The sequence below is a fragment of the Pseudarthrobacter sp. NPDC058362 genome, from assembly GCF_042723515.1.
Lineage (GTDB): Bacteria > Actinomycetota > Actinomycetes > Actinomycetales > Micrococcaceae > Arthrobacter.
In genome coordinates, this window is sequence record NZ_JBHXIW010000001.1 from 164,110 (window position 1) to 189,835 (window position 25,726).

Here is a 25,726-nt window from a genome sequence, read left to right on the forward strand (position 1 = left end):
GGTGCTAGCCGCGGAGCCGGGTCATGGTGGGGTCGTACAGCGGATCCTGGGTGACCGTGGCGACGATCCTGCGTCCAAAGTACTCGATCTCCACGGAGTCGCCGACGGAGACTTCGGCGGGCAGGTAGGAGTAGGCGATCGGCTTCTTCACCGTGTAGCCGTAGGCGGCGCTGGTGACGTAACCGACGGCCTGGTCCTTGTAGAACACCGGTTCCTTGCCCAGCACCAGGCTGCGGCCGTCGTCGACCGTGAGGCACCGCAGGCGCCGACCGGAGTTCTCCTCGGTGCGGCCTTCCAGGGCCGCCTTTCCGACAAAGTTGTCCTTGGCCATCTTCACGGCGAAGCCCAGGCCGGCCTCGAAGGGGTCGTGCTCGGTGGTCATGTCCGTGCCCCAGGAGCGGTAGCCCTTTTCCAGGCGGAGCGAGCTGAACGCGGCCCGCCCCGCGGCGATGACGCCGAACGGCTGGCCGGCCTTCCAGAGTGCATCCCAGAGGCGCTGGCCGTTGTCGGCGCTGGTGTACAGTTCCCAGCCCAGCTCACCGACGTAGGACAGGCGCATGGCCGTCACGGGGACGCCGCCGATGACCACGTTCTTGGATCGGAAGTACTTCAGGCCGTCGTTGGAAAAGTCATCGCTGCTGACCGTGCTGACCAAGTCGCGGGCGAGCGGGCCCCACAGCCCGATGCAGCAGGTGCCGCCGGTGGTGTCGCGGACCTGGACCCATTCGTTGGCCGTTCCTCTTTCGGTCTGGTGGCGGGCGGCGCGTTCGAAGTAGGCGGTGTCGATGTTGCCGTTGGCGCCGAGCTGGAAGGTGTCCTCCGTGAGGCGGGCAACGGTGATGTCGCTGCGGATCCCGCCTTCGTGGTCCAGCAGCAGCGTGTAGGTGACGGCTCCCGGCTTCTTGTTCAGGTCCGCGGTGGTCAGTTCCTGCAGCAGCTTCAGGGCGCCGGGGCCGGAGATTTCGAGGCGCTTCAGGGGCGTCATGTCGTACATCGCGACGGCGGTTCGCGTCTTCCATGCCTCGGCTGCGGCAATCGGGGAGCTGAACATACCGGACCAGGCATCCCGGGCCGGCGGCTGCCATTCGGCAGGCATTTCCTTGAGCAGTTCGGCGTTGGCCTCGAACCAGTAGGGCCGTTCCCAGCCGGCGCCTTCGAGGAAGTAGCCGCCCAGTTCCCTGTGGCGGGCGTGGAAGGGGGACACGCGCAGGTTGCGCGGTGAGAGCTTGGGCTGGAGCGGGTGCAGGACGTCGTAGATCTCGACGAAGTTCTGTTGGGAGGTCTCGCTGACGTATTCGGGAGTCAATTGGACGTTTTCGAAGCGGTGGATGTCGCAGTCGCCCAGGTCGATGCTGGACTTGCCGTCCACGAGGAGTTCAGCGACGGCACGGGCGATGCCTGCCGAGTGGGTGACCCAGACGGCTTCGGCGACGAAGAAGCCATCAAGTTCCTTGGACTCGCCAACGAGGGAGCCGCCGTCGGGGGTGAAGGAGAAGATGCCGTTGAAGCCGTCCTCGATCTCGCTTTCGCGCAGGGCGGGGAGCAGCCGCTTGGTGGCTTCCCAGGCCGGGAGGAAGTCCTCCACGGTGAAGTCCAGCCGGGACGGCATGTTGTGCTCGCTGATCTCGTTCGGCTTGAAGCTGCCGAGTTCGTCCAGGTCCACGGGCATGGGCTTGTGGGCGTAGGAGCCAATGCCGTACCGGTCGCCGTGCTCGCGGTAGTAGAGGTCCTGGTCCTGGTGCCGGAGGATGGGCAGCTGCGCGCCGTTCGGCAGTTCGTTCCTGCCCTGCTGTGCGGGAACCGGAGTGGTTTTGACGTACTGGTGCGCCAGCGGGAGCAACGGCACGGACATGCCGATCATTTCGCCGATCTTCGCGCCCCAGAACCCGGCGCAGGAGACCACGATGTCTGCCGGGATCACGCCGTCGGGCGTCTGGACGCCGGTGACCTGCCGGCCGGACTGTTCGATGCCGGTGACCGTGGTGTTGCCGAGGTACTTTACGCCCGCGGCCTCCGTGCGCTTGATCAGCAGCTGCACCGCGCGTGCGGCGCTGGCGAGGCCGTCGCTGGGGACGTGGAGGCCGCCCAGGATGTCCTCCTCGTTCAGGAGGGGGTAAAGCTCCTTGCATTCGGCGGGGGAAAGGAGGGAGCCTTCGATGCCCCACGCTGCGGCGTAGCCGAGCTTGCGCTTCAGGTCGGCGAGGCGGGTTTCGGTGGTGGCGACTTCCAGGCCTCCGACCTGGTTGAAGCAGCTAGTGCCGCCTTCGGTCAGCGACAGCAGCTTTTCCACGGTGTACTTGGCGAACAGGGCCATGGACTTCGAGGGGTTGGTCTGGAAGACCAGTCCCGGAGCGTGCGAGGTGGAGCCTCCGGGCATGTTGAGGGGTCCCTGGTCCAGGACAGTGATGTTGTTCCAGCCCCGGGTGACGAGCTCATCCGCGAGGTTGGTGCCGACGATGCCGGCTCCGATGATGACAATGCGTGGTGACGATTCCAAGGGGTCTCTCCTGCTGCTTACGGGTTATGTCTGCGGACGATGGGTGCTTATCGGAACACCACGGTGCTGGTCTGGTCCAGGAGCACGCGGTGCTGGCAGTGCCAGCGGACGGCGCGGGAGAGGGCCAGTGCTTCGGCGTCCTGGCCGACGGTGGACAGCTGCGCCGGGCCATAGGTGTGGTCCACCCGGATGACCTCCTGCTCGATGATTGGCCCCTCGTCCAGGTCTGCGGTGACGTAGTGGGCGGTGGCACCCACCAGCTTGACTCCGCGGTCGTAGGCCTGGTGGTAGGGGCGTGCGCCCTTGAACCCAGGCAGGAAGGAGTGGTGGATGTTGATGGCGCGGCCCTCCAGTGCCCGGCAGAGGTCGTCCGAGAGCACCTGCATGTAACGGGCCAGGACCACGAGGTCGGCCTCGTACTCATCCACCAGCTCCAGCAGCCGGCGTTCTGCGTCGGCCTTGGTGTCCGGGGTGACGGGGACGTAAATGAAGGGGAGTCCGGCGGCTTCAGCCATCGCGCGGTGGGTCTCATGGTTGGACACGACGGCCACCAGTTCGCCGCCCAGGCTCCCGCCCCGCCAGCGGAAGATGAGGTCGTTGAGGCAGTGGCCGAACTTGGACACCATCACCAAGACGCGCTTGGGGGTCTGGTCGTGGAAGCTGAACTTCATGTCGAACCGGCTGGCGATGCCTGCGAACTCTTCCTCGAGCATGGCAGGCGTGTAGGTGGGTGAGCCGGAGAAGGCGGTGCGCAGGTGGAGGGTCTCGCGCAGGCTGTCGTCGAACTGCTGGTGCTCGTCGATATTGAAGCCGCGCTCGAACAGGAACGTGGTGACTGCCTGCATAATCCCTGCCTGCTCCTTGCAGGTCAGGGTCAGTACAAACTTCTGCGCGGGCTCTTCCTTGAGCGCCGGCAGGGTGATGGTTGCTGATGCTGCTTCCATGAGGGTCATACCCTCCTCCTTCTAGATATATTCCAAAGTGGCAAACTGATATATTAGATTGGCTGCCAGCGTATACTGGTCCACAGTCGGGGTCAATAGTTTTTTTCTGGTTGCCAAGAAGGGGCTCAGCATGGCATTCGAAGCTTTGGCCGTGACGGAGGACGCGGGGAGGAAGTCCCTCGCGGACGTCGCCTATGGGAGCATCCGCGACTGGTTGCTGACCCTGGAAATTAAGCCCGGTGAGCTGCTGAACGACGAGCTTCTGGCAAAGAAGCTGGGTATCGGCCGGACCCCTGTGCGCGAAGCACTCAAACGCCTGGAACTGGACCGGCTGGTCAAGACCTATCCCCGCCGTGGCACCTTCGCCACCCGCGTGGATGTTACGGACCTTTCCTACATCTCTGAGATCAGGGCCCAGCTGGAACCCCTTGCTGCGGCCAGGGCGGCACGGGTGGCATCGCCGACGGTCCGCGCCCAGCTGCGTGAAACACTTGAAACGGTCGAGGCTTTTGACGTCGCGGCGGCCACGGTAACGGAAACGCTGCAGTTGGACGCGCGCGTCCACCAGGGTCTCTATGCTGCAGCAGCCAACCCCCACCTGGAAGACATACTGATCCGCTATGACAACCTTGCGACCAGGATCTGGTGCATGGTCATTGACCGGCTGCCGGACCTTTCCCGCCATGTCCACGAACATGTTGACCTGCTGCGTGCCGTCATTGACGGCGATGAGGAGCGGGCTGCCGAGCTTGCCACGGTGCATGTGAGCGGCTTTGAGCAGGCCGTCCGGGAAGCCCTGTTCAAGGCCTGACCGGCGAACCCTTACGCCTGTGGCCCCCGGTGCGTTACGCGCCGGGGGCCACAGCTATCCGCGCCTATCGTGCCGGCGCGCTTTCCACGTCTGGGCCGGCGCCGGGGCAGGGGCTGTCGTCGGCGCATCCTTCTGCGCATTCGTGCTTCGTTACCAGCTCAAACTGGACACCGCGGTGCTGCTCGACCCCTGTGCGGACGGCCCGCTCCACCATGGAGTCGGCAAGCCGGCGCCGCAGGGCAAGGGGATCCCGGCGCAGGTCCTTGGCCAGCGCGAAGCAGAGCAGCAGCATGACGATGATGAAAGGCAGCGCCGCGACGATAGTGATCCGCTGCAGGCCGGACAAAGCCTCGGCAGGCTCATCACCGCCCGCCAGCAGCATGACCGCTGCTACCGCCCCGGTCAGCGTTCCCCAGAAGACGATCACGCCGCGGTTCGGCTCGCTGGAGCCATTGGAACTGAGCGAACCCATAACGAGGGAGGCGGAGTCCCCGCTCGTGACGAAGAAGATCGTGATCAGCAGCATGGCCAGCGCGATGACGACCGGGATGACCCAGGCCGGCAGGGGAAGGACCTTGATCAGTTCAAACAAGCTGCCGTTGAAATCGACGGTGGGTGAGCCGTCGACAAGCTTGGCAACGGCACCGTCCGGGTTGCCGGTCGCCGCTGCTGTTTGCTGGAAATTGATGGCTGTCCCGCCAAAGATGCCGAACCAGACAATGCTGACGACGCTCGGCACCAGGATCACGCCGGTGACGAACTGCCGAATGGTTCGGCCGCGGCTGATCCTGGCGACGAAAAGGCCCACGAAGGGCGTCCAGGAGATCCACCATGCCCAGTAGAAGATGGTCCAGCCGGACATCCAGGCGCGCAGGGCTTCATCGCCCACGGCTTCCGTGCGCGATGACATCTCGGCCAGGTCGCGGACGTAGTCACCGATGGCGGACGGGATGAGGTTCAGGATGAACAGCGTGGGACCGGCGACGAACACGATGAGTGCCAGGATGACGGCCAGGATCATGTTGATGTTGGAGAGCCACTGGATTCCGCGGCTGACGCCGGATACGGCGGAGGCTACGAAGCAGAAGGTCAGGATGGCCACGATCACCACAAGGATCGGGGTGCCGATCTCGCCGGCCCAGCCGTTGGACGTGAGGCCGCTGCCGATCTGCAGCGCACCCAGGCCAAGGGACGCGGCGGTCCCGAAGAGGGTGGCGAAGATCGCGAGGATGTTGATGAATTTGCCGACCGGCCCTTCAACGGCGCGCACCCCGAAGATCGACGTGAAGGCCGCGGAGATGAGTTGGCGGCGGCCCAGGCGGTAGGTGCCGTAGGCGAGGGCGATGCCGACAACGGCGTACATGGACCAGGGGTGCAGGGTCCAGTGGAAGATGGAGGTCGCCATGGCTGTCTGGATGGCGGCGGGGGTTTGTCCGTCCACAGTGCCCGGCGGGGGAGAGATGAAGTGGTAGAGCGGTTCGGCCACGCCGTAGAACATCAGGCCTATGCCGGTGCCGGCGGCGAACATCATGGAGATCCAGGAAATCGTGCGGAACTCCGGCTTCTCGCCGTCCTTGCCCAGTGGGATGTTGCCGAACTTGCCCAGGGCCAGCCACAGGACGAAGACCACAAAGAGCGAGGCCAGGAGCATGAAGAGCCAGCCCGTGTACTCCATGACCCAGTTCAGGGCGGCCGTGGACGTGGCGGACAGGCCGTCCCGGTCTGCGAACCCCCAGACCACGAAGGCTACAGCTGCCGCGCCGGTGATTCCGAAGGTGACCTTGTCCAGGCTGAGTTTGCGGTTCCGGCGCTGCGAGACAGCCTGCTCGGTCTGCGTAAGCCGCAACTCCTCCATGATCTGCTCGTGGTCGTCGACGGCATGTGGAACGGGTGGTTCGACCGTCGGCTCATCGTCGAGCCGGGTCTCGTTGGTTACGTCGTCCTTTGACGGCGGAACCTTGGGCTTGCGGGAAGTCAGTTCACTATTAATGGCCATGAAAGCGGGTCCTTTGGCTAGTCCATGGGCTTGCTTTTTAGATGCAGGGCCAGCGGCTGTCCAATCCCCTAAGGATGATTGGGGCAGCCGTTGGCCAACGGAGGCAGGGTCGTGAGCCCTATGGGGGAGGTGTTCCGCAAAGATCAACAGAGTTCGCGCTAAGCAACAAGAGTGGGCTACGTCACTGTCAAAGTCAAGAATGCGTCATCCCATGAACCTCTTGACCCCGCACATGACGACGGCCCACAGTATGTTGCATAATGTGATTCATGTTGCGCTATAAGCGGGCCCGGAAAAGGTACCTGTAGCCGGAAACTGCCTAACGGACGGTGTAGCCCATGTTGGCGCTGACTTTCAGTCCTGCTTCCTTGAGCGACTCAATCAGGCCAGGTATTTTTTCGGGGTCGAACCGGAACGCCGGGCCCGAGATGCTTAGCGCACCAATCACGGTGGCCTGATGGTTGTAGACCGGCACCGCCACAGCGTTCAGGCCAATCTCAAACTCTTCGCGCACCAGGGCGTACCCCTTGCTCGCTACGTCCAGCAGTTGTGCGTCCAGTTCCTTGCGTTTCGTGATGGTGCGGGACGTGCGCGAAGCCAGGCCGGTTTCCTTGAGGATGCGGTCGCGTTCGTCAGCTTCCAGCGCAGCCAGGAGGACCTTGCCGCTGGAGGTGGCATGCAGTGGGGTGAGGCTGCCCACCCAGTCATAAGTGGCCAGGGTGGAGGGGCCCATCGCCTGGTCCACGTTAACCGCATAGTTGGAGCGCAGCACCGCAAGGTTGACGGTTTCCTTGAACTCTTCCGCAAGGCTTTCCAGGACAGGCCGCGCTTCGTGCACCAGGCTCAAACGGCCTGGAATGGAGCTCGCCAACCGCAGGATGCCAAATCCGAGCTGGTACTTCCCGCGCTCGCTGTTCTGATGGACCATCTCGCGGGTCACCAGGGAACCCATGAGCCGGGAGACAGTGGACTTGTGGATCCCCATTTCGTCGGCTATTTCACTGACGCCCGCATGCCCGTCCCGCGCGAGGATCTCCAGGACAGTCAGGGCGCGCTCCACGGACTGGACCCCGCCGGACTGGCCGCCCTCGGCGTCGTGATCGGATTCCGGTTCGTGTTTAGAAGCCATACTTCCTGATCCTATGCGACCCTGCCCCGCGGGAGGAGGTTCGCCGGGGCACGGCGCCCCGTGCGTTGGCCGGATCTTGTGGAAATCTTTGCGCCTGCTTGTCGGGAGATTGAGGTCTGCCGGGGACACTCATAGCAGCGGTCTCCAGCGGCAGGGCCCGACGGCGGGCGTACCGGAGGCTCGGCAGCTCGCGGAAGGCGGGGAAGCCAATGGAACAAATGAAGCGGAGTGGAGCGGACAGGGCCAAGGCCCTGTTTCGCCTTTACGCTCACTCACGAAAATTGCGTGCCTTAGCCCGGGAACTGGCTGATGCCCTGGCCGAATCCCGGGAGGTATCGAGCTGGCCAGGTGACCGGCTGCAGGTAGGCGCCGCGGTATCCGAGCACGTCGAGAAACTCACCCGCCGGCTCCACATCGAGACCGAGGCCCACGGCCGGCTCGCTGCCCTTGCGCGATAGCCCTGCCCGTTCCGCTGCGCGGCATTAAGTGCCACACTGGAAAGCAATCGAGTGGCTGGGGGTTACCAAGTCAGGAGATTGCAATGGGATCTGTATCCGGTTGGGCGTACCTGATTGCGGGACTCATGACCATGGATGCGCTGCTCATGGCGCTCTGGGCCATCGAAAATGACTGGCCCGGCAAATGGTGGAAGAAGCCCTAAGAAGACTTAAAGACCCAGTTCTTCCTTAAGGGAAGCAACGTGGCCTTCGGCCTTGACCTGATACTGGACCAGGGCAACGTTGCCGGCCGGGTCCACCACCACCGTGGAACGGACGATGCCCTCCACGATTTCCCCCTTGACCAGTTTCTCGCCCCAGGCCCCGTATGCCAGAGCCACGGCGTGGTCCGGATCCGAGAGCAACGGGAATGTCAGTCCGAAGTCGCCGGTAAAACCGGCGAGGGCCTCAGGCGCATCCGGGGAGATGCCCAGCACCTCATAGCCCTTGCCCTGCAGCGAAGCGAGGCTGTCGCGGAAGTCGCATGCTTCGGTGGTGCAGCCCGGCGTCGCGGCCTTGGGATAGAAATACACGATGACGCTCTTGCCCCGATAGTCGGCCAATGAGACGGTGCGGCCCTGGGCGTCCTTGAGGATGAAGTCAGGAGCCGGCGTTCCGGGCTGAAGCTTGGTGGTCAGGGCGTGGCTCATGGCGTTTCCTTTGGCAGGCAATGTCATTGACGGGCAAAGCATCTAGTGAAGCGGTTTTCCCCAACAGTCATCAACTCGGCCGTCACATACGGTATTCCCGGCGACCCGGGGAAGCTAACGGCCGGTGAGCCAGGCGAACGCCGTCTCGCGCGGCTCTTTGTACTCAAGGCTCACGTAGCCGCCGTACCCCAGTTCGCGGCTGCGGGCCACCCACTCGCGCAGCGGCAGGGTTCCGGTGCCCGGAGCGCCACGGCCCGGTGCGTCAGCGATCTGGATGTGTCCGAAATCCCGGGCATGCTTTTCGATCACGGCCGGGACGTCGTCGCCGTTGACGGACAGATGGTAGAAATCGGCCAGCAGTTTGACGTTGACGACGCCGGCCTCCGCCTCCACCCGCCGGATCACCGCCAGCGCGTCCCCGGCCAGAAGGAGGGGATAGCCGGGCGCGCCGCTCACCGGTTCGAGGAGCACAGTGCCCCCGACGCCGGCGACGCCCTCCGCGGCAGCGGCAAGGTTTTCCACCGCGAGCGCGTCCTGCCTGTCCGGGTCTTCACCTTCAATCCGGTTGCCGTACAGGGCGTTGAACGCTGTGCAGCCCAGCCGCCCGCCGATGCCGGCCACCACGTCGATGTTGTCCTTGAACTCGCTGGACCGGGCAGGCCAGGAGACCAGGCCGCGGTCACCGCCGGGCATGTCCCCGGCATTGAAGTTAAGCCCGGTCAGCTGGACACCGGCGTCAATGATGGCGTTTTCGAAGGCGGTGACCTCCGGGTCGGCCGGGACGGAGGAAGCGAACGGCCACCAGAACTCCACTGCGTCGAATCCGGCGGCCTTCACGGCGGCCGGGCGTTCCAGCAGGGGCAGCTCCGTCAGCAGGATGGAGCAGTTCACGGTGTACGTCATCGAAGGTCCTTCCGGAAGTACGACGGCGGGGCCGGCCCTCGGGAGGCCGGCCCCGCCAAAGGGTGATTCCTAGCGGGCGTCCTCGTTCACGAGTTCGTCCTCTTCCTCGCCGAGCTCCAGCAGCTTGCCGCTCTTGCGGTCCGCGAGGTACTTCTTCATTTCGCGCTTGATGACCGGCAGGAGCAGGTATACGCCGAGCAGGTTCACGAAGGCGCAGATGAACAGGGCGGCATCGGCGAAGTTCAGCACCTGGGTGAAGGTCAGGACCGTACCCACCACGGTGAAGAACAGGAAGACAGCCTTGTAGGTGATCTCCGAAGCCTTGCTGCGGCCGAACAGGTACTCCCACGCCTTCAGGCCGTAGTAGGACCAGGTGATCAGCGTGGAGAACGCGAACAGGGCAACGGCCACGGCCAGGACCACCGGGAACCAGGGAAGCACGGTGGCAAAGGCATCCGAGGTAAGGATGACGCCGTCGGGCGCACCTTCACCGGCCTGGACCTGGTCGATGCCGGCCTGCAGGCTGGGGGCGCCGGCGATGATGATGGCCAGCGCGGTCATGGTGCAGATGATGACGGTGTCCACCAGCGGCTCAAACATGGCGACGAAGCCTTCGCTGACCGGACGGCGGGTCTTCACCGTGGAGTGCGCGATGGCTGCCGAACCCAGTCCGGCCTCGTTGGAGAACGCTGCGCGCTGGAAGCCCACGATCATCACGCCGACCAGGCCGCCGGCCATACCGGAGGGATTGAAGGCGCCTTCGATGATCGCGGCAAACGCGGTCGGAACGCTGTCGATGTTGACGATGATGACGAACAGGCAGGACACCACGTAGATCAGGGCCATGCTGGGGACGAGCTTGCCGGTCGTGGCGCCGATGGACTTCATGCCGCCCAGGATCACTGCAGCGACCAGGCCTGCGAGGATGAGTCCGAAGATGAGCGCGGCACCCGCGTTGCCCATGAAGCCGTCCTCGCCGCCGGTGACGTTCTGGATCTGGGCGAAGGTCTGGTTCGCCTGGAACATGTTGCCGCCAGCGATGCCGAAGATCAGGATGGAGACGGCGAAAATGCCGGTGAGGATCTTGGCGGGCACGGCGCCGAGCTTCTTGAACGCGACGGGCAGGTACTTGAAGGGGCCGCCGGTGACGGTGCCGTCGGCGTGGACCTCACGGTACTTCACGCCCAGGGTGCATTCGGCGAACTTGGTGGCCATGCCCAGGAGGCCGGCAAGGATCATCCAGAAGGTGGCGCCGGGGCCGCCCAGCGCCATCGCGGCACCTACGCCGGCGATGTTGCCCAGGCCCACGGTGCCTGACAGTGCGGAGGTGAGTGCCTGGAAGTGGGGCACCTCGCCCGGATCGGTCTTGCGGGAGTACCGGCCGCGTACCACTTCGTACGAAACCTTGAGCCCCCGGAACTGGATAAAGCCGAAGTAGGCGCTGATGATGACGCCGGCGGCAATCAGCCAGGCTACGACGGCGGGAAAGCTCACATCCCCAATGGTGATAGGGAAAAAGACGATCTTGGAGAAAATGTCTGCAATCGGGAGGAACACACTGTCGATGGCCTCCTCGACTTGCGCCAGCCAGCTGAGGTCTTCAGACACGGCCATAGGCATCGCTTCCATGGTTACCACTTTCTTGTTGCGAACTGGGCAAGGCTCTGGCCCTGGTTGGGGTGGGCCGGGGGTTTTGCCGCTTAAGGCCCTGCAAGTTTACCTGATTTTGAGTGCTCCAGGTCACACTCCCGCCGGTGGGTCGGCGGGCCGGAGCTGCCAGGCCGCCGTCGTACGCCCTGAAAACCGCGGAAATCCGCGGTTAAAAAGGAATTCCCCGGCGCTGGACGCGCCGGGGAATATGCCACAGAATCCGGGACTTTAGTGGGTCAGGTCCTTGCCCTTCGTCTCAGGAATGGTGAAGACCGCGGCCGCGCTGATGGCCAGGAGCACCACCGCGTAGATGTTGAACACCTGCGGGGCGCCCAGCGTGGTGCCCAGCCACTGCTGCAGGTACGGTGCGGTGCCGCCGAACACAGCCACACAGATGGAGTAGGGGACGCCGACGCCCACGGTGCGGATGGACGTGGGGAACAGCTCGGCGTACACGGCCGGGACGATGGCGGCGCTCGCGGCGATGAAGATCAGCATTACGGACATGCTGACGGCCAGCTGCCATGCGGAATCCTTCAGCAGCCAGGTCATCGGGAAGTGCATGATCGCCCCGCCCACGGCACCGCAGAGCAGGACCTTCTTGCGGCCGATGCGGTCGGACAGCTTGCCCCAGAACGGCAGGGCGGCGATAAAGACGATGTTGGCGATCACGCCGGCCCAGAGGGCTTCGCCGCGGTCGATCTTCAGTGCGGTGGTGGCGTAGCTCGGAGCCACGACGCCCCAGATGTAGTAGATGACGGTCAGGCCCACGGTCAGGCCGATGACCTGCAGGGCCTGGCGGCGGTGCCGGACAATCTGCGGCCAGATCGGGGCGCGCTTTTCCGTGGTGGACTCGCCCTCGAAGGCTTCCGTTTCGTGCAGTCGGGCACGCATGATCAGGGCGTACAGGCCCATCGCTGCACCCAGCAGGAAGGGGATGCGCCAGCCCCAGGCGTTCATGGCTTCGGCGCTTATCGACATGTTCAGCACTGCCCCCAGCAGGATGCCGAAGAGGATGCCAACGGTGCCCGAGGTGTAGATCAGGGTCGACCAGAAGCCGCGGTGCTCCTTGGGGGCCATCTCGGACAGGTAGGTTTGCGACGACGGAAGCTCACCGCCGTGCGCGAGGCCCTGGATGAGGCGGGCAACCAGCAGCATCAGGGACGCCCAGGCGCCCACCGCGGCGAACGTGGGGGCGATGCCGATCATCAGGCTGCCCAGGGATGCGAGGCCGACGGCGAGGGTCATGGAAGTCTTGCGGCCCATCCGGTCGCCGATCCAGCCGAAGACGAAGCCGCCAAAGGGTCGGGCCACGAAGCCGACGGCGAAGATCGCCAGGGTGGACAGTACGGCAGACGCCGGGTCCGCCTTGCTGAACAGCTGGCTGGCAATGAACGGCGTGAACGTGGCGTAGATGGCCCAGTCGTACCATTCAACGGCGTTGCCGATGCCGGTACCGACAATGGTCTTAGCAGTGGACACCCGTCCAGTCTGCTGCTTGGTTACTGTCATGGTCATGATGACTTCCTGAAGGTCGATAAAAAATTGGGGAAAGCCGTGCGTGCTGCCGGCCGGTGGGACGCTGTTAGGACGCTGCTGAAAGGGCGGCCAACCGCGAGATGGCAAGTTCGGCGTAGAGCGCGGCGCCGTCAGCCAGCACGCCGTCGTCGAACGTTGCATACGGTGAGTGGTTGAACGGTGACTGGGCGGGATCTCCGCCCGGCGCCACGGCGCTCAGCCCAACAAACGTCCCCGGCACCTCGGCCAGGACGCGGGAGAAATCCTCGGAGCCGCTGAGGGGAGTGGCCCAGCGGGAGAGGCGGCGTTCGCCGAAGAGGCCGGAGATGACCTGTTCCGCAGTGGTTGTTTCGTCTTCATTGGTGATGGTGAGGGGGTATTCCTGCTGGTAGTCCACGTGGACCTCCACCCCGTGTCCGGCGGCAATGCCCTTGAGCATGCGGGGGACGGCCTCCATCATGCGGAGGCGGGATTCCTCCGAGAACGTCCGGATGGTGGCCTCGATGCGTGCCGACTCCGGAATGATGTTGCGCTTGGTGCCGGCGTGCAGGACGCCGACGGAGAGCACCACGGGGTCGAACATGTTGAACTGGCGGGTGACCATGACCTGCAGGGCGGTCACCATCTCCGCGGCCACGGTCACCGGGTCCTTTGCCGCGTGCGGGGCCGAGCCGTGGCCGCCGGCGCCGAGTACGGTGACTTCGAGCCCGTCCGAGGCGCTGAGCATGACGCCGGACTTGGTGCAGAAGGTGCCGTGCGGTTCCAGGGAGGAGAAGACGTGCATGCCGTAGGCGGCCTGGACCCGGGGGCCCGCCGCGTCCAGGACGCCTTCCTTGATCATGTAGCTGGCGCCGTCGCACCCTTCCTCTCCGGGCTGGAACATGAGGACCACGTCGCCGTGCAGCTGGTGCTGCTTCTCGGCGAGCAGGGTGGCGGCTCCGGTGAGCATGGAGGTGTGCAGATCGTGGCCGCAGGCGTGCATGGCGCCGTCGGTCCGGGAGGTGTAGTCCACTCCGGTCTTCTCCTGCACCGGGAGGCCATCCATGTCGGCGCGGAGGAGGACGGCGGGGCGGGGTTCGGTGGTGTTCGCGCGTTCGCCCTTGCCGGCCTCCGCTCCGGCGCGACTGCCGGTGCCGCGGAGCACTGCGGTGACGGAGGTGGTGTCCTTGCCGAGGGTGATTTCGTACGGCAGACCGTCCAGCGCCTGGAGGACGCGCTCCTGGGTGCGGGGGAGGTGGAGCCCGATTTCCGGCTGGCGATGCAGGTCGTGGCGCAGGCGGACAAGATCGTCCTGCAGTTCCTTGGCATCTTCGGTCATGGGCACTTTGTTACTCCTTGAAAACTGGCTTTCGGTTCTGTGGACTATTCTGAAGTGGCGTGACTCACATGCTCTGAAACCGCAGGAAATATTCTGGGAAACCGGTCTTCTGGCAGGATTCATGCACTGCGAGAGGAGATGGAATGGAGCTGAGCGAAGAGGATCTGGCCTTGATCCAGGTCCTTCAGGCCTCGCCGCGGCTTGGCTGGGCGGATGCCGCCAAAGTGCTCGGGGTCCACGCCACCACGCTGGCGGCGCGGTGGGAGCGCCTGAAGTCGAGTGGAGCTGCATGGGTCACGGCGCACCTCGCCGGCGATCCCCGTCAGATGCTCCTGGCCTTCGTAGCGGTGGATTGCGAGATGAACCGCCGCGAAAGCGTCACAGCCCAACTGGCCCAGGTTCCGGACATCATCACGGTGGAGGAAGCGGCAAGCAACCGGGACCTGATGCTCACTGTGGTCACGAAGTCCCTGGACGACTTCAGCACACAGGTGGTGTCCCGCCTGAAAACCATTGACGGCCTGACCAAATACCAGACGTCGCTGTGCACCCGGCTGCACACCAGCGCTGACGAGTGGCGGCTCAATATCCTGGACCGGACGCAGCTGGCCACCCTCCGCTCCCTGGGGGTCCACGCCACGCCGGGAAGCCGGCGGCCGGACCCGGCAGGCGACCTCCCCGCCAGCCACCTGGACCTGCTGCCGTTCCTGGCCCGGGACGGCAGGGCGACGGCGGCCGACATCGCCCGGGAGCTGGGCCGGCATCCGGCCACCGTGCAGCGCCAGCTCAACCGGGTGCTGGCCAGCGGGATCCTGTCATTCCGGTGCGAGATAGCCCAGCGCTACTCCGCTTTCCCGGTGACCTGCCAGTGGTTCGTGAACGTTCCCGCCGGACGGCACGAAACGGCGTCGGCGGACATCAAGACCATCAGCAACGTCCGCCTGAGCGCCTCCACCACCGGGCCCACCAACTTCACGATCATCATGTGGCTGCAGTCATTGGCCGATGTCATGAATGCCGAGCTTGCCCTGCAGCAAAAAGTCCCGGGCATCGAGTTGGTGGAAAGCATGGTCATGTTGCGGACGGTGAAGAGGGTGGGCTGGATGCTCAACGAGGACACCACCTCGAGCGGCGCTGTGGTGGTGCACTCCGGCAGCGTGTTCGCTCAGTAGTGGTAACGGGCCTGCAGGATGGTGACATGGCGATCATCGGCGACGTACACGAGCCGGTTGGTCTGTCCAGGCGAGCTTACGGCTCTGGCCCGCTGCCGGTTAACGGGCTAGGCTCGCGGGCACCGGCCACAGCAGTGCCCGGCCCCATCGCGGTAAGGGAGGACGCATGAAACCGCTGCCTGCATTTGAGCTCGTTGCCCGCCTCGAAGATGCCGACTGGCTGGATCCCCTCGCCAAGAGCGTAGGGAAAGCTGTCAGGAAAGTGGTCCGCCCGGGCTGGGTCCGCGACCTCCTGCACGGCGTTCCGTTGGGGCATCCGGTGCATCCGCTGGCCGTGCAGGTGCCGGTGGGTGCCTGGGTGTCGGCTGCAGTCCTGGACGCGGTCCCCGGGAATGAGACGGCTGCCGGGATGCTCGTGGGGGTGGGGACGGCTGCTGCGGTGCCCGCCGCCGTCGCCGGCTTCACCGACTGGACGCAGCTGCACAGCCAGCAGCAGCGCGTGGGGCTGGTCCATGCCGGGGCCAACCTGACGGCCACGGGCCTGTACGCTGCCTCCCTGGTGGAGCGGGCCCGGGGCCGGCGGGCAAGCGGCAAGGTGCTGGCGTACCTGGGGCTCGCCACCGTGAGTGCGGGCGGGTTTCTTGGCGGGCACCTGACGTACCGCCAGGCAGCAGGCGTCAACCACACCGAAGACGTTCCGCACCGGTTCCCCAGCGGGTGGCAGCCGCTGGGCCAGCTGACCGACCTGGTTGAGGGCAAGCTTGAACAGCGCACGGTAGCCGGACTGCCGCTGCTGGTGCACCGTGAAGGGGACAAGGTCAACGTGCTGTCGGACGTGTGCAGCCACCTGTCAGGCCCGCTGCACGAGGGCAAGCTGAAGGACCGCGACGGCGACCCCTGCGTGGTGTGTCCCTGGCACCGGAGCACATTCTCGCTGCGGAGCGGCGAAGTCCTGGCCGGCCCGGCCACCGCACGGCAGCCGCGCTTCGAGGCCCGCGTGTCCGGCGGCGCCGTGGAGATCCGCCTGCCCAACGCCGACTGAGTCCGTCAGGCAGCTTGCGGGCGGGGGAGCGTTTGCCCTTGGCGCAGCACTGCTTCCAGGTCCAGTTCCGGATTAAGTACGACGACGTCGGCCGGCATCCCGGCGCGGAGGTCGCCCGCCAGCGCCGACAGTCCCAGGACAGACGCAGGGACCGCCGTCGCCGAGCCGACCGCGTGCTGCAGGTCCACGCCTGCGGCCACGGCGGACCGCACTACATCCAGCAGGGTGGCGGTCCCGCCGGCGATCGATCCGGTGCTGTCCACCCGGGCCACGCCCTGGTCAACGGTCACTGCCAGGGACCCCAGCCGGTAGTGCCCGTCCTGCAGCCCGGTGGCCGCCATGGAGTCCGTCACCAGGGCGATGTTTTGCGAACCCACGAGGTCGAATACGAGCTTGACCGTTTGCGGGGCCAGGTGGACGCCGTCGGCGATCAGCTCTACCACGGCTTCGCCCGCCCGCGCCGCTGCCAGGCTTGCCGAGACCGGCCCCGGTGCACGGTGGTGGAGGGACGGCATGGCGTTGAACAGGTGGGTGACGGTCGGCCGCCGTCGTCCGTTCTCCTTGCCGGGGGACTCCGTCGCGGCCCTGGAAAGACCGGCCGCCGCCTGCGCGAGGAACGCCGCAGCGGCGGGATTGTCGGCCGCGGTGTGGCCCAGCGACGGGATCACGCCGTGCCCGGTGAGGAGGTCCACCAGGCCGGACGCGCCCGGCAGTTCGGCTGCCACCGTCACCGAAGCCAGCGTGGGGCCGGCGGCATCGAGGAGGTCGGCCATCAGCCGGAGGTCCGGGGCCAGGAGGAGTGCGGGGTCGTGGGCACCGCACTGCGCCCCGGACAGGAACGGACCCTCCAGATGCGAACCGGCGATGAGTCCTTCGGTTGCCAGTGTGCGCAGGTTCTTGACGTTGCGCACCAGGTCCTCGGGGGTTCCGGTCACCAGGCTGGCCAGCAAGGTGGTGGTGCCTCGGCTGTGCAGGTAGCGGACAGCCGAGCGGGCGCCGTCGGGTGAGCCCTCGGCAAAGTCCGAGCCAACTGCGCCGTGGCAGTGCAGGTCCACCAGGCCGGGAATGATGATCCGGTCGATACCCCGGCGCCCGCCGATAGAACGGCCGTCCCCGGACTCAAGCACCCCGGGAAATTCCGAAGCCGGCCCCACGTAGGTGAGCACGCCGCCGTCGTACGCTACAACGCCGTCCGGGATGTCAGCGCTGGCGGTGACGATCCGGCCGCGAAGGGTGGATTCGGTGCTCATGCGCTTCAGGCCTCCTGGTTGAGTGCAGCAGCGAAGGCCGCGGCAAGGTTGGGATCAGACGGGATTGCGCGGCCGGCGGAGGAATCGTGCCCCGGCGTCGGGTCGCCGGCCCGCTGCCGTGCCGAGGTGTGGATGGCATGCACGCCGGAGTCCACCAGTGCAGGGACCAGCTCCACCGTGGCACCTCCGCCGGCCATGATCTGGAGGGACGGGGCGCACTCCCGGGCCAGGTCGACCAGCCTCCGCAGCATCCGCAGACCGGTGCGGCAGTCGGCAGCTCCGCCGCTGGTCAGCACGCGGTTGACGCCGGCCTCTTCCAGGCGGGCCAACGCCTCGGCTGGATCCGTGCCCGCGGCCAGGGCCGCGTCAAAGGCCCGGTGGAATGTCACCTCGGCAGCCGGGTTGGACTGCCGCGCCGCGTGGACGATCCGCCGCGTGGCCCCCTGGTCCGGGGCGCCGTCGGCGGTCAAAAACCCCACGACCACCCCTGCCGCTCCGGCGCGCAGGGACGCAGCAACGTCCCGCTCAATCACCGCGAGCTCATCGGTGGTGTACACAAAACCACCCGGCCGCGGCCGCACCAGCACATGGACCGGAAGCCCCTGTCTGCAGGCGTGTTCCACTGCGCCAATGCCCGGTGTGACCCCGTCCGTTTCCGCCAGTGCGGCGCAGAGTTCAACCCGTGCCGCACCCACCGCCGCGGCGAGCCGGACGCCGTCGGCATTCTCAACGGCGAGTTCCAGTTGCGGCACGCGGACGGCGGCGCCCGGGATCAGAGGCCCTGCCACGCCGGCTTCCGCCCGAACGTGTCGGTGTAGTAGTCCCGGTGCGCCAGCTTTGACGCCGCTGCCTCGTCCACCAGCACGGACACATGCGGGTGCAGCTGCAGGGCAGAGGCGGGGCAGACGGCGGCCACGGGACCTTCGACGGCGGCAGCAATGGCTTCCGCCTTCGCCTCGCCCATGGCAAGCAGCAACAGGTGCCGCGCCCGCCGGATGGTGCCCAAACCCTGGGTGAGGACGTGCTCCGGAACGTCCGCGGCGGAGGCGAAGAACCGCGCATTATCCTGCCGGGTTTGCCGAGTGAGCGTTTTGATCCGGGTCCGGGAGGCCAGCGAGGACATGGGTTCGTTGAACCCCACGTGCCCGTCGGTCCCGATGCCCAGGATCTGGATGTCCACCCCGCCGGAGGCGGAAATGCGCTCTTCGTACTGCGCCGCCTCCCCCTCGAGGTCCTCCGCCATGCCGTTCAACCCATGCACCGCATCAGCCGCAAAGTCCAGGCTGCCGGTGAATTCCTCACGGATCACCGAGTGGTAGGACTGCGGATGCTCCGCCGGCAGCCCCACATATTCGTCCAGCAGGAAGGCCTGCGCCTTGGCGAAGCTGAGCCCCCGGTTCCGGTGGCGCCCGATGAGTTCGGCGTAGGTTCCCAGTGGCGTGGAGCCGGTGGCCAGGCCAAGCACGGACGGACCTCGGCGGACCTGCTGCTCGATGGCATCGGCGGCCGTGCGGGCCACGTCTGCCGGGGTGGGGAGGATGACGATTTCCATGTGTTGCGGGCTGCTTTCAGTTGCGGACTGGCGGGGAAAGTACGACGGCGGCGCCTACTTGGCGGGTTCGGTCTCCACGGTGATTTCGTCGTCTTCACGGCCGGGGGTGCGCAGGTTCCAGCGCTTGATGACGAAGGAGAAAAGGAAGTAGTAGACCACCGCGTAGCCAATCCCGATGGGAATGAGCAGCCAGCCGTTCTCGGACTTGCCGAAGTTGAGCACGAAGTCGATCAGGCCTGCGGAGAACGTGAAGCCGTGGTGGATGTCCAGCGCGTTCACCAATGCCATGGAGGTTCCGGTCAGGACCGCGTGGACGATGTACAGCGGGAAGGCCACGAACATGAAGGAGTACTCCAGCGGTTCGGTGATGCCGGTGAAGAACGCGGTCAGGGCGCTGGAGAGCATGATGCCGCCCACTACCTTCTTCTGCGTGGGCTTGGCGTGGCGCCAGATGGCCAGCGCAGCGGCCGGCAGGCCGAACATCATGATCGGAAAGAACCCGGTCATGAAGATTCCCGCGGAGGGATCGCCGGCGAAGAACCGGTTGAGGTCGCCGCGGACCAGTTGGCCGGAGGCGTCGGTGTAGTCGCCGATGAGGAACCAAACGCCCGAGTTCAGGATGTGGTGCAGGCCTGCCGGGATCAGCATGCGGTTGGCGAAGCCGTAGAGGCCGCCGCCGGCTACCGCGTTGCTGGACACGGCCTCGCCCACAGCGGAAAGGCCGGCGTTGAAGAGCGGGTAGAGCAGTGCAAGGATCACGCCGGCCACCAGGGAGGTGACGGAAGTGAGGATGGGCACCAGGCGGCGGCCGCTGAAGAACCCGAGGAAGTCGGGCAGCTTGGTGCGGTAGAAGCGCTGCCAGAGCATCGCGGACAGCAGGCCCACCACGATGCCGGCAAGGACGCCGTAGTTGATGACGGCCGGCTTGCCGGCGGGGTCCACCTGGCCGGCCAGGACCAGCGGGGACATGGCCTTGAACACGCCGTCGATCACCATGTAGCCCACCACGGCAGCCAGGGCGGTGGAACCGTCGGCCTTCTTGGCCCAGCCAATGGCAATGCCCACGGCGAAGATCAGGGGCAGCCAGGTGAAAACGGCGTTGCCGGCGGCGGAAATGACTGCCGCGCCGCCCTCGAACCCGGGGATGGCGCCGAGCAGGTCCGCCTGGCCGATGCGCAGCAGGATGCCCGCAGCCGGAAGGACTGCGATGGGGAGCATAAGGCAGCGGCCCAGCCGCTGGAGCGTGGCGAAAGCCCGGTTCGGCTTCTTTTCGGGAGCCGGGGCTGTGGTCTCGGACGTTGACATGGTTGGCACCTCTGCGGGTCGGGATAGGGGCTTGTGAAGAGACGGTTCGAGCCGGTACTGTCTGGTTATGACCAGTTCAGTGTGATTCAACCCACGAGCCGCTGTCAAGAAGCCAGCCGGAAATCCGGCCGGGGGGCGAGGAGCCCCCCAAGGGTGGACCCGGCGGGCGGTGAGCGCAATCATTGGTCGCACCGGGTCCGCCGGACCCGGATGGAGGAGTGCCTGACAGGCACCGGCAGAAAGGGCAGTCATGTCCAAAGCAGAAAAGATCATCGAAGGCCTGGGCGGCGCCGGCAACATCATCGAGGTGGAAGCGTGCATCACTCGGCTCCGGACCGAAGTGAAGGACGGGTCACTGGTGAACGAGGCGACTCTCAAGGCCGCCGGCGCGCACGGCGTCCTCGCTGCCGGCACCGCCGTGCAGGTTATCGTCGGACCTGAGGCCGACACGCTCGCAGAAGACATCGAGGACCTCCTCTAGTGGCGGATTCCCTGGTGGTTCACTCTCCGATCAGCGGCACCGTCATTCCCCTCGCGGAGGTGCCGGATCCGGTATTCGCCGGACAGATGGTCGGCTCCGGCGCTGCCGTCGAGCCACCCGCCGGTGAAACATTCGACGTCGTGTCCCCGGTCTCCGGGAAGGTCATCAAGCTCCTGCCGCACGCCTTCGTGGTCGTTGAGGAATCGGGGCGCGGCGTCCTCACTCACGTGGGAATCGACACCGTCAAGCTCAAGGGCGACGGCTTTACCCTGCTCATCGCGCAGGGCGACACAGTGGATGCCGGCACTCCGGTGATGCGTGTGGATCCCGCCCCCGCCTTGGCCGCAGGATACTCGATGGTGAGTCCCGTCGTCGTGCTCGATTCCAAGAAGGACACGGCGACACTCGCAGCCAGCGGCGCGGTGGCCGCAGGCGCCGGGCTGTTCACCCTGGATGCCTAGAGCCGCACTTCCATGGTGAGCGAGTAGCGGTCCGAGCGGTACCAGGACCGCGAGTGCTCGATTGCGAGCGGGCCGGAGTAGGACACCCGGTCGAACGCCAGGACCGGAGCGCCAGTCCCGGTGCCGAGGAGTGCCCCGACATCCGCCGGGGCACCCTCGGACCGAACAGTCTGCCGCGCCCGGTCGATCTGGTGGCCGAACTGCGCAGCCAGCGCCTTATAGACCGATCCGGTGAGGTCGATGTCCAGGAGGCCCGGGGCGTGGGACGGGTTGTACCAGGCGTCATCCACGCTGACGGGGCGGCCGTCCGCCAGGCGGAGGCGCTTGAGGTGGATGGCGTCCGCACCCGTGGCCAGGCCAAGGGCATCTGCGGTGTCCTCCGGGGCCGCGATGGATTCGGCCACCAGGACCACCGTGCTGGGAACGTGGCCCATTGCCTCCATCTCCTGGGTGAAGGAGGCGAGGTGGAGCGTGGACTGGACCGCGGAATCGGCCACAAACGTTCCCTTGGCCGGAACGCGGACCAGGTGGCCTTCGTTCACCAGGCGGCCCAGCGCGGCGCGTACTGTGATCCGGCTGACGCCGTAGGCATCCATCAGGGCCCGTTCGCTGGGCAGTCGGGCCCCCGGCTCCAGCTCCTCCTTGGCCAGCTTGAGGATGATCACGCGCAGCTGCTCGTGCTTGGGGACCTGCGAGTTATTGATTGATGCCGCCAAGTCGGTCCCTTGTCAGTAGTAGAGCGGTCCGTAGTGGAGCGGTCCGGAGAGGACCAGTACTTCGGATTATTACACATTGCCAACGTCGCGTCGGGTGCTAATCTATAGACACTAAGCATGCTTCCTATCTCAAAGGGGTGTTACCTGATGCGAAAAGTACCAGCGCTTGGATTGACCACTGCGGCTCTGCTGGCCCTGGCGGCCTGCACCGGCGGAGGCGGCGGTTCGGCCAGCCCCTCGGCCACGGGCGCGGAGACAGAAGGCACTGACGCGAAGGTCTACTCGGAAGACGAGCTCCGCGACCTCATCTCGGGTATGAAGGACGCGGACGGCAACGAGCTGAAGCTGTACTCCAAGGAGCAGGTGGACCAGGGCGGCAACATGGCCAAGCTCCTCCTCGGCACGGCGAAGGTGGACCCGGCTGACTGCAAGGACATCGCCACGGCGGGCCTGCTTGAGAGCGTCGAAAGCGGCTCGGTGGCCGTCGCCTTGTCCGAAGGGAACGAGCCCCGCAGCCTCTCCGCCCAGTCCGGCAGTGACGGACCGGACGCCGTGGAGGCCCTGCGCGAGGTCAGCGGCAAGATGGAGCAGTGCGCCAAGTTCACCGTTGAAGCGGTGGGCCAGAAGTATGAGGTCACCAGCGAGGAACTCGACGCCCAGACGGACGCTGAGGAAACCTTCGCCACCAGCAGCACCCGTACCGGGGCTGAGCAGGAGCAGCTTATGCAGGTTTCCGCAGCAGAGGGGCGGCTGCTGGTCGTCGCCACCAAGAGCGGCTCGAACCTGGACGACGAGGACAAGAAGGAACTTGAGGAACTGGTCAATGAAGTCCTCGCCAAGACGGACGACGGCGGTGGCGCCGCTTCCAGCCCCGAATCCACCGAAACGTCTATGTCCACTGAGTCTCCCTCGCCGGAAGTTTCCGTCTCGCCTACGGCCACTGAAGGAACCGGAGACTCCATGACGGCTACTGCTTCCCCTAGCGTCTCCCCATGACGGCTGTGGGCTGAGCTTCGCCGGTGAGCGCCGCCACCTGGCGTAGGACATCCGGCGCCGGAAGGGAAGCGTCGATCTTCAGGAAGCTGCCAAACCGGGGAGCCGGCGGTACCCGTCGCCAAGTGCCGTGAGTTCCGCCAGCGTTGCGGAGCAGGGCCTACTGTTCAACGGGCCGGTGGTGCACTTGTTTCCCCCAAGGGCGAATTCCCAGCCTGTTTAGCGGCAGTTCACAGAAAGGCAGAACCGTGACTACTCCAGATGACCAGCCCCGTAACACCGCAGACCTGCGCGGCCCCGGCGACCCTGAGGAAGCGAAGAAGGCGTCCCAGCGGGAGGCTCCCGGCGAGCCTGCGGAATTCGCCGATCCGGCCCACCCCGAACGGTCCCACTCGGGCAATATCCGTGAGGACCAGCAGGCCCACGCGCCCGGGCCCGTACCGCCGTCGTATGTGGGGAGCGGGGAGTCCGGGCAAGAGTCCAAGCCCGAAGAGGCCATCGACGAACCCGGCACCTGGGATGGGGACGCCTGATCCTGTCCGGATTGCACGCCTGGCCCTGCCCCGGGGTCCAGGCGTGCAATAAACCTACTGGCAGACGCTGCTGAAGGTGTTGCTGGCTTCCTGGTAGCCCGGGGTCAGCTCGGCGAGCCTGGCCTCGTCAGGGGTTTCCTTGGCCTGCTCGTCCGTGTATTCCAGAATCGCGGCGAGGGGCTCCTTGAGGTCATCCGACGCTACCGCGTGGATGGGACGGATCTGGTTGGCCAGCATGTTCATGCCCGTCTTGCCGGCTGCGTTGGCCGGGCTGGAGAGGACCACCTGGACCCGCTCGCAGGTTTCGGCGTTGGAGAGCTGGTTGGACGGTGAGCAGGCCGTGGCGGAGGCGGCGAGGCCGGCAGCGATCAGGACGGTGGCGAATTTCTTCATGGATCCCTCAGTAGTCGTTTGAGGTTTCGATTGTAAGCAGAACCCTCCACGCACAAGACAACGCGGGGTCACGCCGGCCCAATGGAGTGGTCTTAGGCGGCCGGACGTGACCCCGCGTTGCGGGAGGTGGAGGCTAGTGGGTGCCCAGGTTGCCGCCGACGGGCGGCAGGCCGCCGTCATCGTCCCGGAGTCCACGCTCGCGGCGCTCACCGGCGCTCAGGTTTTCGCCTTCCACGGTTTCGTCGGACTCGCCTTCGACGTCCACCAGGCCGTTGGTCTGGTCGAACGCGTGGCCGATCCTGTCATTCCCCAGGTCGGCGACCGAGCCTGCTGAGCCGCCCGCCGCCGTCGTGCGTTCCGGCGCTGCCGTGGTGTCCGCAGTAATCGGCGTGACGGTGGCCGGTTCGCCGGTGGTCGCCGGGGTCACCGTTTCGTCGGCAGCAGCGGGGGCACCCCTGTTGGTGCCGGCGTTGACGGCCGCGGCCGCGCCTGCTGCAGCTGCGACGCCGGCCGCGGCCACCTTGCCCGAGACGCCCGCCTTGCCGGAGTCGCCCAGAGAACCGGCAGCGTGTTCGACGCCGGGTGTCCCCACCGTGGCGCCCGGGTTCACCGTGCCGCGCCAGGCTCCGGAGGCGTAACCCTCGTCCTCGATGAATTCCTTGAACCGGTTGAGGTCTGCTTCGGCCTGGCGGTCCACCACGTTGAGCTTGTCGCCCACCTTCTCCACGACGCCTTCGGGCTCGTACTCGAGGGTCAGCCGGATGGAGGTCTGGCCGCCCCCCACGTCCTCGAACTCCACGGCACCGGCGTTGGTGGCGCCTTCGGTCGCAGCCCAGGCCACCTTGCGGTCCGGGACCTGCTCAAGGATGCGGGCCTGCCACTGCCTGCGGACGCCGCCGATCTCCGCGACCCATTCCAGCTGCTCGTCGCTCAGCTGCTTGACGCTCTTAACACCGCCCATGAAGTGCGGGAATTCCTCGAACTGGGTCCACTGGTTGTAGGCCGTGCTCACCGGTACGTTCACCAGAATGCGTTTTTCCACCTTCGTGCTCATAACGTCTCCTTCGCTTGTTACCGGGGGGTCCGACGAACATTGGAAAATTCGTCAGTATGCTTACCATACCTGCAGCATGCGATGGATTCCAGAGGGCCTCTGGTCGGGTTGGAGGTTCTGTGCTGGACTGGGAGTCCAGTGCATCAGCCGCCGTCCGCCGGCGGCACCTTTTCCAGTCAACATGCTCAGCCGGCGTGCCGGCGCAGTGGAAGGAAACCAAATGGCACCGTACAAGATCGGCTATTTCGTAGGCAGCCTGGCCAGCAACTCCATCAACCGGATCCTTTCCAAGGCACTGATCAAACTCGCTCCGGACAACCTCGAATTCACTGAGATCCCCATCAAAGATCTCCCGCTGTACAGCCCCGACTATGACGCGGACTTCCCCGCCGAAGGCACCGCGCTGAAGGAGGCCATCGAGGCCTCGGACGGCATCCTGTTCATCTCGCCGGAGTACAACCGCTCCGTCCCGGGCGCGCTGAAGAACGCCATTGACTGGGGCTCGCGGCCCTGGGGTAGCAACTCCTTCGCCCGCAAGCCCACCGGCATTATTGGCGCCTCGCCCGGCAGCATAGGCACCGCCGTGATGCAGTCCTCCATGCGCAGCGTGCTGAGCTTCCTGGACGCGCCGCAGTTGAATTCCCCGGAGGCCTACGTCCACTTCGACGCGGCAGTTTTCGCGGACGACGGAGAAATCACCAATGAGGGGACCGCCAGCTTCCTGCGCCACTACATGGAGGAGTACGAGGCTTTCGTTGCCCGCGTCCTAGCCGCCAACGCACCGGGCCATATCGGCGACCAGCAGGCGGATTCCGCCAAGCTCACGCGATAGGCGCCTTGCCGGGAACGGCCCCGCCCGCA

26 protein-coding genes are annotated in these 25,726 nt (G+C 65.9%); 9 read left to right on the plus strand and 17 right to left on the minus strand.

Annotated elements, in window-relative coordinates:
- Window positions 1-4: 4 nt before the first annotated feature.
- Complete coding sequence (locus ACFWIX_RS00720) at window positions 5-2,497, minus strand: FAD-dependent oxidoreductase (protein ID WP_377214194.1); 2,493 nt, start codon at window positions 2,495-2,497, stop codon at window positions 5-7.
- 47 nt (window positions 2,498-2,544) lie between these two features.
- Complete coding sequence (purU, locus tag ACFWIX_RS00725) at window positions 2,545-3,450, minus strand: formyltetrahydrofolate deformylase (protein WP_377214195.1); 906 nt, start codon at window positions 3,448-3,450, stop codon at window positions 2,545-2,547.
- Window positions 3,451-3,571: 121 nt separating this feature from the next.
- On the opposite strand from purU, the gene ACFWIX_RS00730 reads away from it, so the two are divergent.
- Window positions 3,572-4,252 (plus strand): GntR family transcriptional regulator, encoded by a 681-nt coding sequence (locus tag ACFWIX_RS00730; RefSeq protein WP_377214196.1) that lies wholly within the window; start codon window positions 3,572-3,574, stop codon window positions 4,250-4,252.
- A gap of 64 nt (window positions 4,253-4,316) precedes the next feature.
- Here the strand turns inward: ACFWIX_RS00730 and ACFWIX_RS00735 are convergent, their stop codons facing one another.
- Together ACFWIX_RS00735 and ACFWIX_RS00740 are read right to left on the minus strand one after the other, a co-directional pair.
- Window positions 4,317-6,248, minus strand: a complete 1,932-nt coding sequence (locus tag ACFWIX_RS00735) for a BCCT family transporter (RefSeq protein WP_377214197.1) — start codon at window positions 6,246-6,248, stop codon at window positions 4,317-4,319.
- Window positions 6,249-6,567: 319 nt separating this feature from the next.
- Window positions 6,568-7,377: an IclR family transcriptional regulator gene (locus ACFWIX_RS00740; protein ID WP_377214198.1), complete on the minus strand. Its 810-nt coding sequence runs from the start codon at window positions 7,375-7,377 to the stop codon at window positions 6,568-6,570.
- A gap of 281 nt (window positions 7,378-7,658) precedes the next feature.
- Between ACFWIX_RS00740 and ACFWIX_RS00745 the strand changes: the two genes are divergently transcribed.
- Window positions 7,659-7,835 (plus strand): hypothetical protein, encoded by a 177-nt coding sequence (locus ACFWIX_RS00745; protein ID WP_377214199.1) that lies wholly within the window; start codon window positions 7,659-7,661, stop codon window positions 7,833-7,835.
- 209 nt (window positions 7,836-8,044) lie between these two features.
- Here ACFWIX_RS00745 and bcp read toward each other — a convergent pair whose 3' ends face one another.
- The 5 genes from bcp to ACFWIX_RS00770 form a co-directional block, all read right to left on the minus strand.
- Window positions 8,045-8,524, minus strand: a complete 480-nt coding sequence (bcp, locus tag ACFWIX_RS00750; RefSeq protein WP_377214200.1) for a thioredoxin-dependent thiol peroxidase — start codon at window positions 8,522-8,524, stop codon at window positions 8,045-8,047.
- A gap of 114 nt (window positions 8,525-8,638) precedes the next feature.
- Complete coding sequence (locus ACFWIX_RS00755) at window positions 8,639-9,427, minus strand: hydroxypyruvate isomerase family protein (protein WP_377214201.1); 789 nt, start codon at window positions 9,425-9,427, stop codon at window positions 8,639-8,641.
- A gap of 69 nt (window positions 9,428-9,496) precedes the next feature.
- Complete coding sequence (locus ACFWIX_RS00760) at window positions 9,497-11,056, minus strand: alanine/glycine:cation symporter family protein (RefSeq protein WP_377214202.1); 1,560 nt, start codon at window positions 11,054-11,056, stop codon at window positions 9,497-9,499.
- 249 nt (window positions 11,057-11,305) lie between these two features.
- Window positions 11,306-12,595 (minus strand): MFS transporter, encoded by a 1,290-nt coding sequence (locus tag ACFWIX_RS00765; RefSeq protein WP_377214203.1) that lies wholly within the window; start codon window positions 12,593-12,595, stop codon window positions 11,306-11,308.
- Between the two features lie 67 nt (window positions 12,596-12,662).
- Entirely contained in the window at window positions 12,663-13,919 is a 1,257-nt protein-coding gene (locus tag ACFWIX_RS00770) for a M20 family metallopeptidase (RefSeq protein WP_377214204.1), read from the minus strand.
- 137 nt (window positions 13,920-14,056) lie between these two features.
- On the opposite strand from ACFWIX_RS00770, the gene ACFWIX_RS00775 reads away from it, so the two are divergent.
- On the plus strand, window positions 14,057-15,085 hold the full coding sequence (locus ACFWIX_RS00775; RefSeq protein WP_377214205.1) for an Lrp/AsnC family transcriptional regulator: 1,029 nt from the start codon (window positions 14,057-14,059) through the stop codon (window positions 15,083-15,085).
- Here the strand turns inward: ACFWIX_RS00775 and ACFWIX_RS00780 are convergent.
- Window positions 15,079-15,135: a hypothetical protein gene (locus tag ACFWIX_RS00780; protein WP_377214904.1), complete on the minus strand. Its 57-nt coding sequence runs from the start codon at window positions 15,133-15,135 to the stop codon at window positions 15,079-15,081. The two genes, ACFWIX_RS00775 and ACFWIX_RS00780, sit on opposite strands and share 7 nt — an antisense overlap.
- A gap of 116 nt (window positions 15,136-15,251) precedes the next feature.
- Here ACFWIX_RS00780 and ACFWIX_RS00785 point away from each other — a divergent pair, with 116 nt between their 5' ends.
- Window positions 15,252-16,127, plus strand: coding sequence for a Rieske 2Fe-2S domain-containing protein (locus ACFWIX_RS00785; RefSeq protein WP_377214206.1), 876 nt, complete (start codon window positions 15,252-15,254; stop codon window positions 16,125-16,127).
- Between the two features lie 5 nt (window positions 16,128-16,132).
- On the opposite strand, the gene ACFWIX_RS00790 is transcribed toward ACFWIX_RS00785, so the two are convergent.
- The 4 genes from ACFWIX_RS00790 to ACFWIX_RS00805 are packed head-to-tail and all read right to left on the minus strand — an operon-like array spanning window position 16,133 to window position 20,234.
- Entirely contained in the window at window positions 16,133-17,377 is a 1,245-nt protein-coding gene (locus tag ACFWIX_RS00790) for an N-acetylglucosamine-6-phosphate deacetylase (protein WP_377214207.1), read from the minus strand.
- A 5-nt stretch (window positions 17,378-17,382) separates the two neighbouring features.
- Window positions 17,383-18,165: a copper homeostasis protein CutC gene (locus tag ACFWIX_RS00795; RefSeq protein ID WP_377214208.1), complete on the minus strand. Its 783-nt coding sequence runs from the start codon at window positions 18,163-18,165 to the stop codon at window positions 17,383-17,385.
- The gene (gene nagB / locus ACFWIX_RS00800) at window positions 18,150-18,929 is read right to left on the minus strand and encodes a glucosamine-6-phosphate deaminase (protein WP_377214209.1); all 780 of its coding nucleotides are present in this window, start codon (window positions 18,927-18,929) and stop codon (window positions 18,150-18,152) included. The genes ACFWIX_RS00795 and nagB overlap by 16 nt, the downstream gene beginning before the upstream one ends.
- A 54-nt stretch (window positions 18,930-18,983) precedes the next feature.
- Window positions 18,984-20,234 carry a PTS transporter subunit EIIC gene (locus tag ACFWIX_RS00805; protein ID WP_377214210.1) on the minus strand — a complete coding sequence of 417 codons (1,251 nt, stop codon included), beginning with the start codon at window positions 20,232-20,234 and terminating at the stop codon, window positions 18,984-18,986.
- A gap of 250 nt (window positions 20,235-20,484) precedes the next feature.
- Between ACFWIX_RS00805 and ACFWIX_RS00810 the strand changes: the two genes are divergently transcribed.
- Together ACFWIX_RS00810 and ACFWIX_RS00815 are read left to right on the plus strand one after the other, a co-directional pair.
- On the plus strand, window positions 20,485-20,715 hold the full coding sequence (locus ACFWIX_RS00810) for a glucose PTS transporter subunit EIIB (protein WP_377214211.1): 231 nt from the start codon (window positions 20,485-20,487) through the stop codon (window positions 20,713-20,715).
- Window positions 20,715-21,176, plus strand: a complete 462-nt coding sequence (locus ACFWIX_RS00815; RefSeq protein ID WP_377214212.1) for a PTS glucose transporter subunit IIA — start codon at window positions 20,715-20,717, stop codon at window positions 21,174-21,176. The genes ACFWIX_RS00810 and ACFWIX_RS00815 overlap by 1 nt, the downstream gene beginning before the upstream one ends.
- Here the strand turns inward: ACFWIX_RS00815 and ACFWIX_RS00820 are convergent.
- Window positions 21,173-21,892 (minus strand): GntR family transcriptional regulator, encoded by a 720-nt coding sequence (locus ACFWIX_RS00820; RefSeq protein WP_377214213.1) that lies wholly within the window; start codon window positions 21,890-21,892, stop codon window positions 21,173-21,175. The genes ACFWIX_RS00815 and ACFWIX_RS00820 overlap by 4 nt on opposite strands.
- Window positions 21,893-22,063: 171 nt before the next feature.
- Here ACFWIX_RS00820 and ACFWIX_RS00825 point away from each other — a divergent pair, with 171 nt between their 5' ends.
- The gene (locus ACFWIX_RS00825) at window positions 22,064-22,888 is read left to right on the plus strand and encodes a hypothetical protein (RefSeq protein ID WP_377214214.1); all 825 of its coding nucleotides are present in this window, start codon (window positions 22,064-22,066) and stop codon (window positions 22,886-22,888) included.
- 245 nt (window positions 22,889-23,133) lie between these two features.
- Window positions 23,134-23,418 carry a hypothetical protein gene (locus ACFWIX_RS00830; protein WP_377214215.1) on the plus strand — a complete coding sequence of 95 codons (285 nt, stop codon included), beginning with the start codon at window positions 23,134-23,136 and terminating at the stop codon, window positions 23,416-23,418.
- 54 nt (window positions 23,419-23,472) lie between these two features.
- Here the strand turns inward: ACFWIX_RS00830 and ACFWIX_RS00835 are convergent, their stop codons facing one another.
- Both ACFWIX_RS00835 and ACFWIX_RS00840 read right to left on the minus strand, forming a co-directional pair.
- Window positions 23,473-23,811 carry a hypothetical protein gene (locus ACFWIX_RS00835; protein ID WP_377214216.1) on the minus strand — a complete coding sequence of 113 codons (339 nt, stop codon included), beginning with the start codon at window positions 23,809-23,811 and terminating at the stop codon, window positions 23,473-23,475.
- Between the two features lie 133 nt (window positions 23,812-23,944).
- Window positions 23,945-24,865: an SRPBCC family protein gene (locus ACFWIX_RS00840; RefSeq protein WP_377214217.1), complete on the minus strand. Its 921-nt coding sequence runs from the start codon at window positions 24,863-24,865 to the stop codon at window positions 23,945-23,947.
- A gap of 220 nt (window positions 24,866-25,085) precedes the next feature.
- Between ACFWIX_RS00840 and ACFWIX_RS00845 the strand changes: the two genes are divergently transcribed.
- Window positions 25,086-25,697 (plus strand): NADPH-dependent FMN reductase, encoded by a 612-nt coding sequence (locus tag ACFWIX_RS00845; protein WP_377214218.1) that lies wholly within the window; start codon window positions 25,086-25,088, stop codon window positions 25,695-25,697.
- Window positions 25,698-25,726 lie beyond the last annotated feature (29 nt).

What these genes read in the sequence shown, in the direction of transcription:
- purU (WP_377214195.1), bottom strand. Translation starts at nt 3,450, where the DNA reads ATGACCCTCATGGAAGCAGCATCAGCAACCATCACCCTGCCGGCGCTC.
- ACFWIX_RS00730 (WP_377214196.1), top strand. Translation starts at nt 3,572, where the DNA reads ATGGCATTCGAAGCTTTGGCCGTGACGGAGGACGCGGGGAGGAAGTCC.
- ACFWIX_RS00735 (WP_377214197.1), bottom strand. Translation starts at nt 6,248, where the DNA reads ATGGCCATTAATAGTGAACTGACTTCCCGCAAGCCCAAGGTTCCGCCG.
- ACFWIX_RS00740 (WP_377214198.1), bottom strand. Translation starts at nt 7,377, where the DNA reads ATGGCTTCTAAACACGAACCGGAATCCGATCACGACGCCGAGGGCGGC.
- bcp (WP_377214200.1), bottom strand. Translation starts at nt 8,524, where the DNA reads ATGAGCCACGCCCTGACCACCAAGCTTCAGCCCGGAACGCCGGCTCCT.
- ACFWIX_RS00755 (WP_377214201.1), bottom strand. Translation starts at nt 9,427, where the DNA reads ATGACGTACACCGTGAACTGCTCCATCCTGCTGACGGAGCTGCCCCTG.
- ACFWIX_RS00760 (WP_377214202.1), bottom strand. Translation starts at nt 11,056, where the DNA reads ATGGAAGCGATGCCTATGGCCGTGTCTGAAGACCTCAGCTGGCTGGCG.
- ACFWIX_RS00765 (WP_377214203.1), bottom strand. Translation starts at nt 12,595, where the DNA reads ATGACCATGACAGTAACCAAGCAGCAGACTGGACGGGTGTCCACTGCT.
- ACFWIX_RS00775 (WP_377214205.1), top strand. Translation starts at nt 14,057, where the DNA reads ATGGAGCTGAGCGAAGAGGATCTGGCCTTGATCCAGGTCCTTCAGGCC.
- ACFWIX_RS00785 (WP_377214206.1), top strand. Translation starts at nt 15,252, where the DNA reads ATGAAACCGCTGCCTGCATTTGAGCTCGTTGCCCGCCTCGAAGATGCC.
- ACFWIX_RS00790 (WP_377214207.1), bottom strand. Translation starts at nt 17,377, where the DNA reads ATGAGCACCGAATCCACCCTTCGCGGCCGGATCGTCACCGCCAGCGCT.
- nagB (WP_377214209.1), bottom strand. Translation starts at nt 18,929, where the DNA reads ATGGAAATCGTCATCCTCCCCACCCCGGCAGACGTGGCCCGCACGGCC.
- ACFWIX_RS00805 (WP_377214210.1), bottom strand. Translation starts at nt 20,234, where the DNA reads ATGTCAACGTCCGAGACCACAGCCCCGGCTCCCGAAAAGAAGCCGAAC.
- ACFWIX_RS00810 (WP_377214211.1), top strand. Translation starts at nt 20,485, where the DNA reads ATGTCCAAAGCAGAAAAGATCATCGAAGGCCTGGGCGGCGCCGGCAAC.
- ACFWIX_RS00835 (WP_377214216.1), bottom strand. Translation starts at nt 23,811, where the DNA reads ATGAAGAAATTCGCCACCGTCCTGATCGCTGCCGGCCTCGCCGCCTCC.
- ACFWIX_RS00840 (WP_377214217.1), bottom strand. Translation starts at nt 24,865, where the DNA reads ATGAGCACGAAGGTGGAAAAACGCATTCTGGTGAACGTACCGGTGAGC.
- ACFWIX_RS00845 (WP_377214218.1), top strand. Translation starts at nt 25,086, where the DNA reads ATGGCACCGTACAAGATCGGCTATTTCGTAGGCAGCCTGGCCAGCAAC.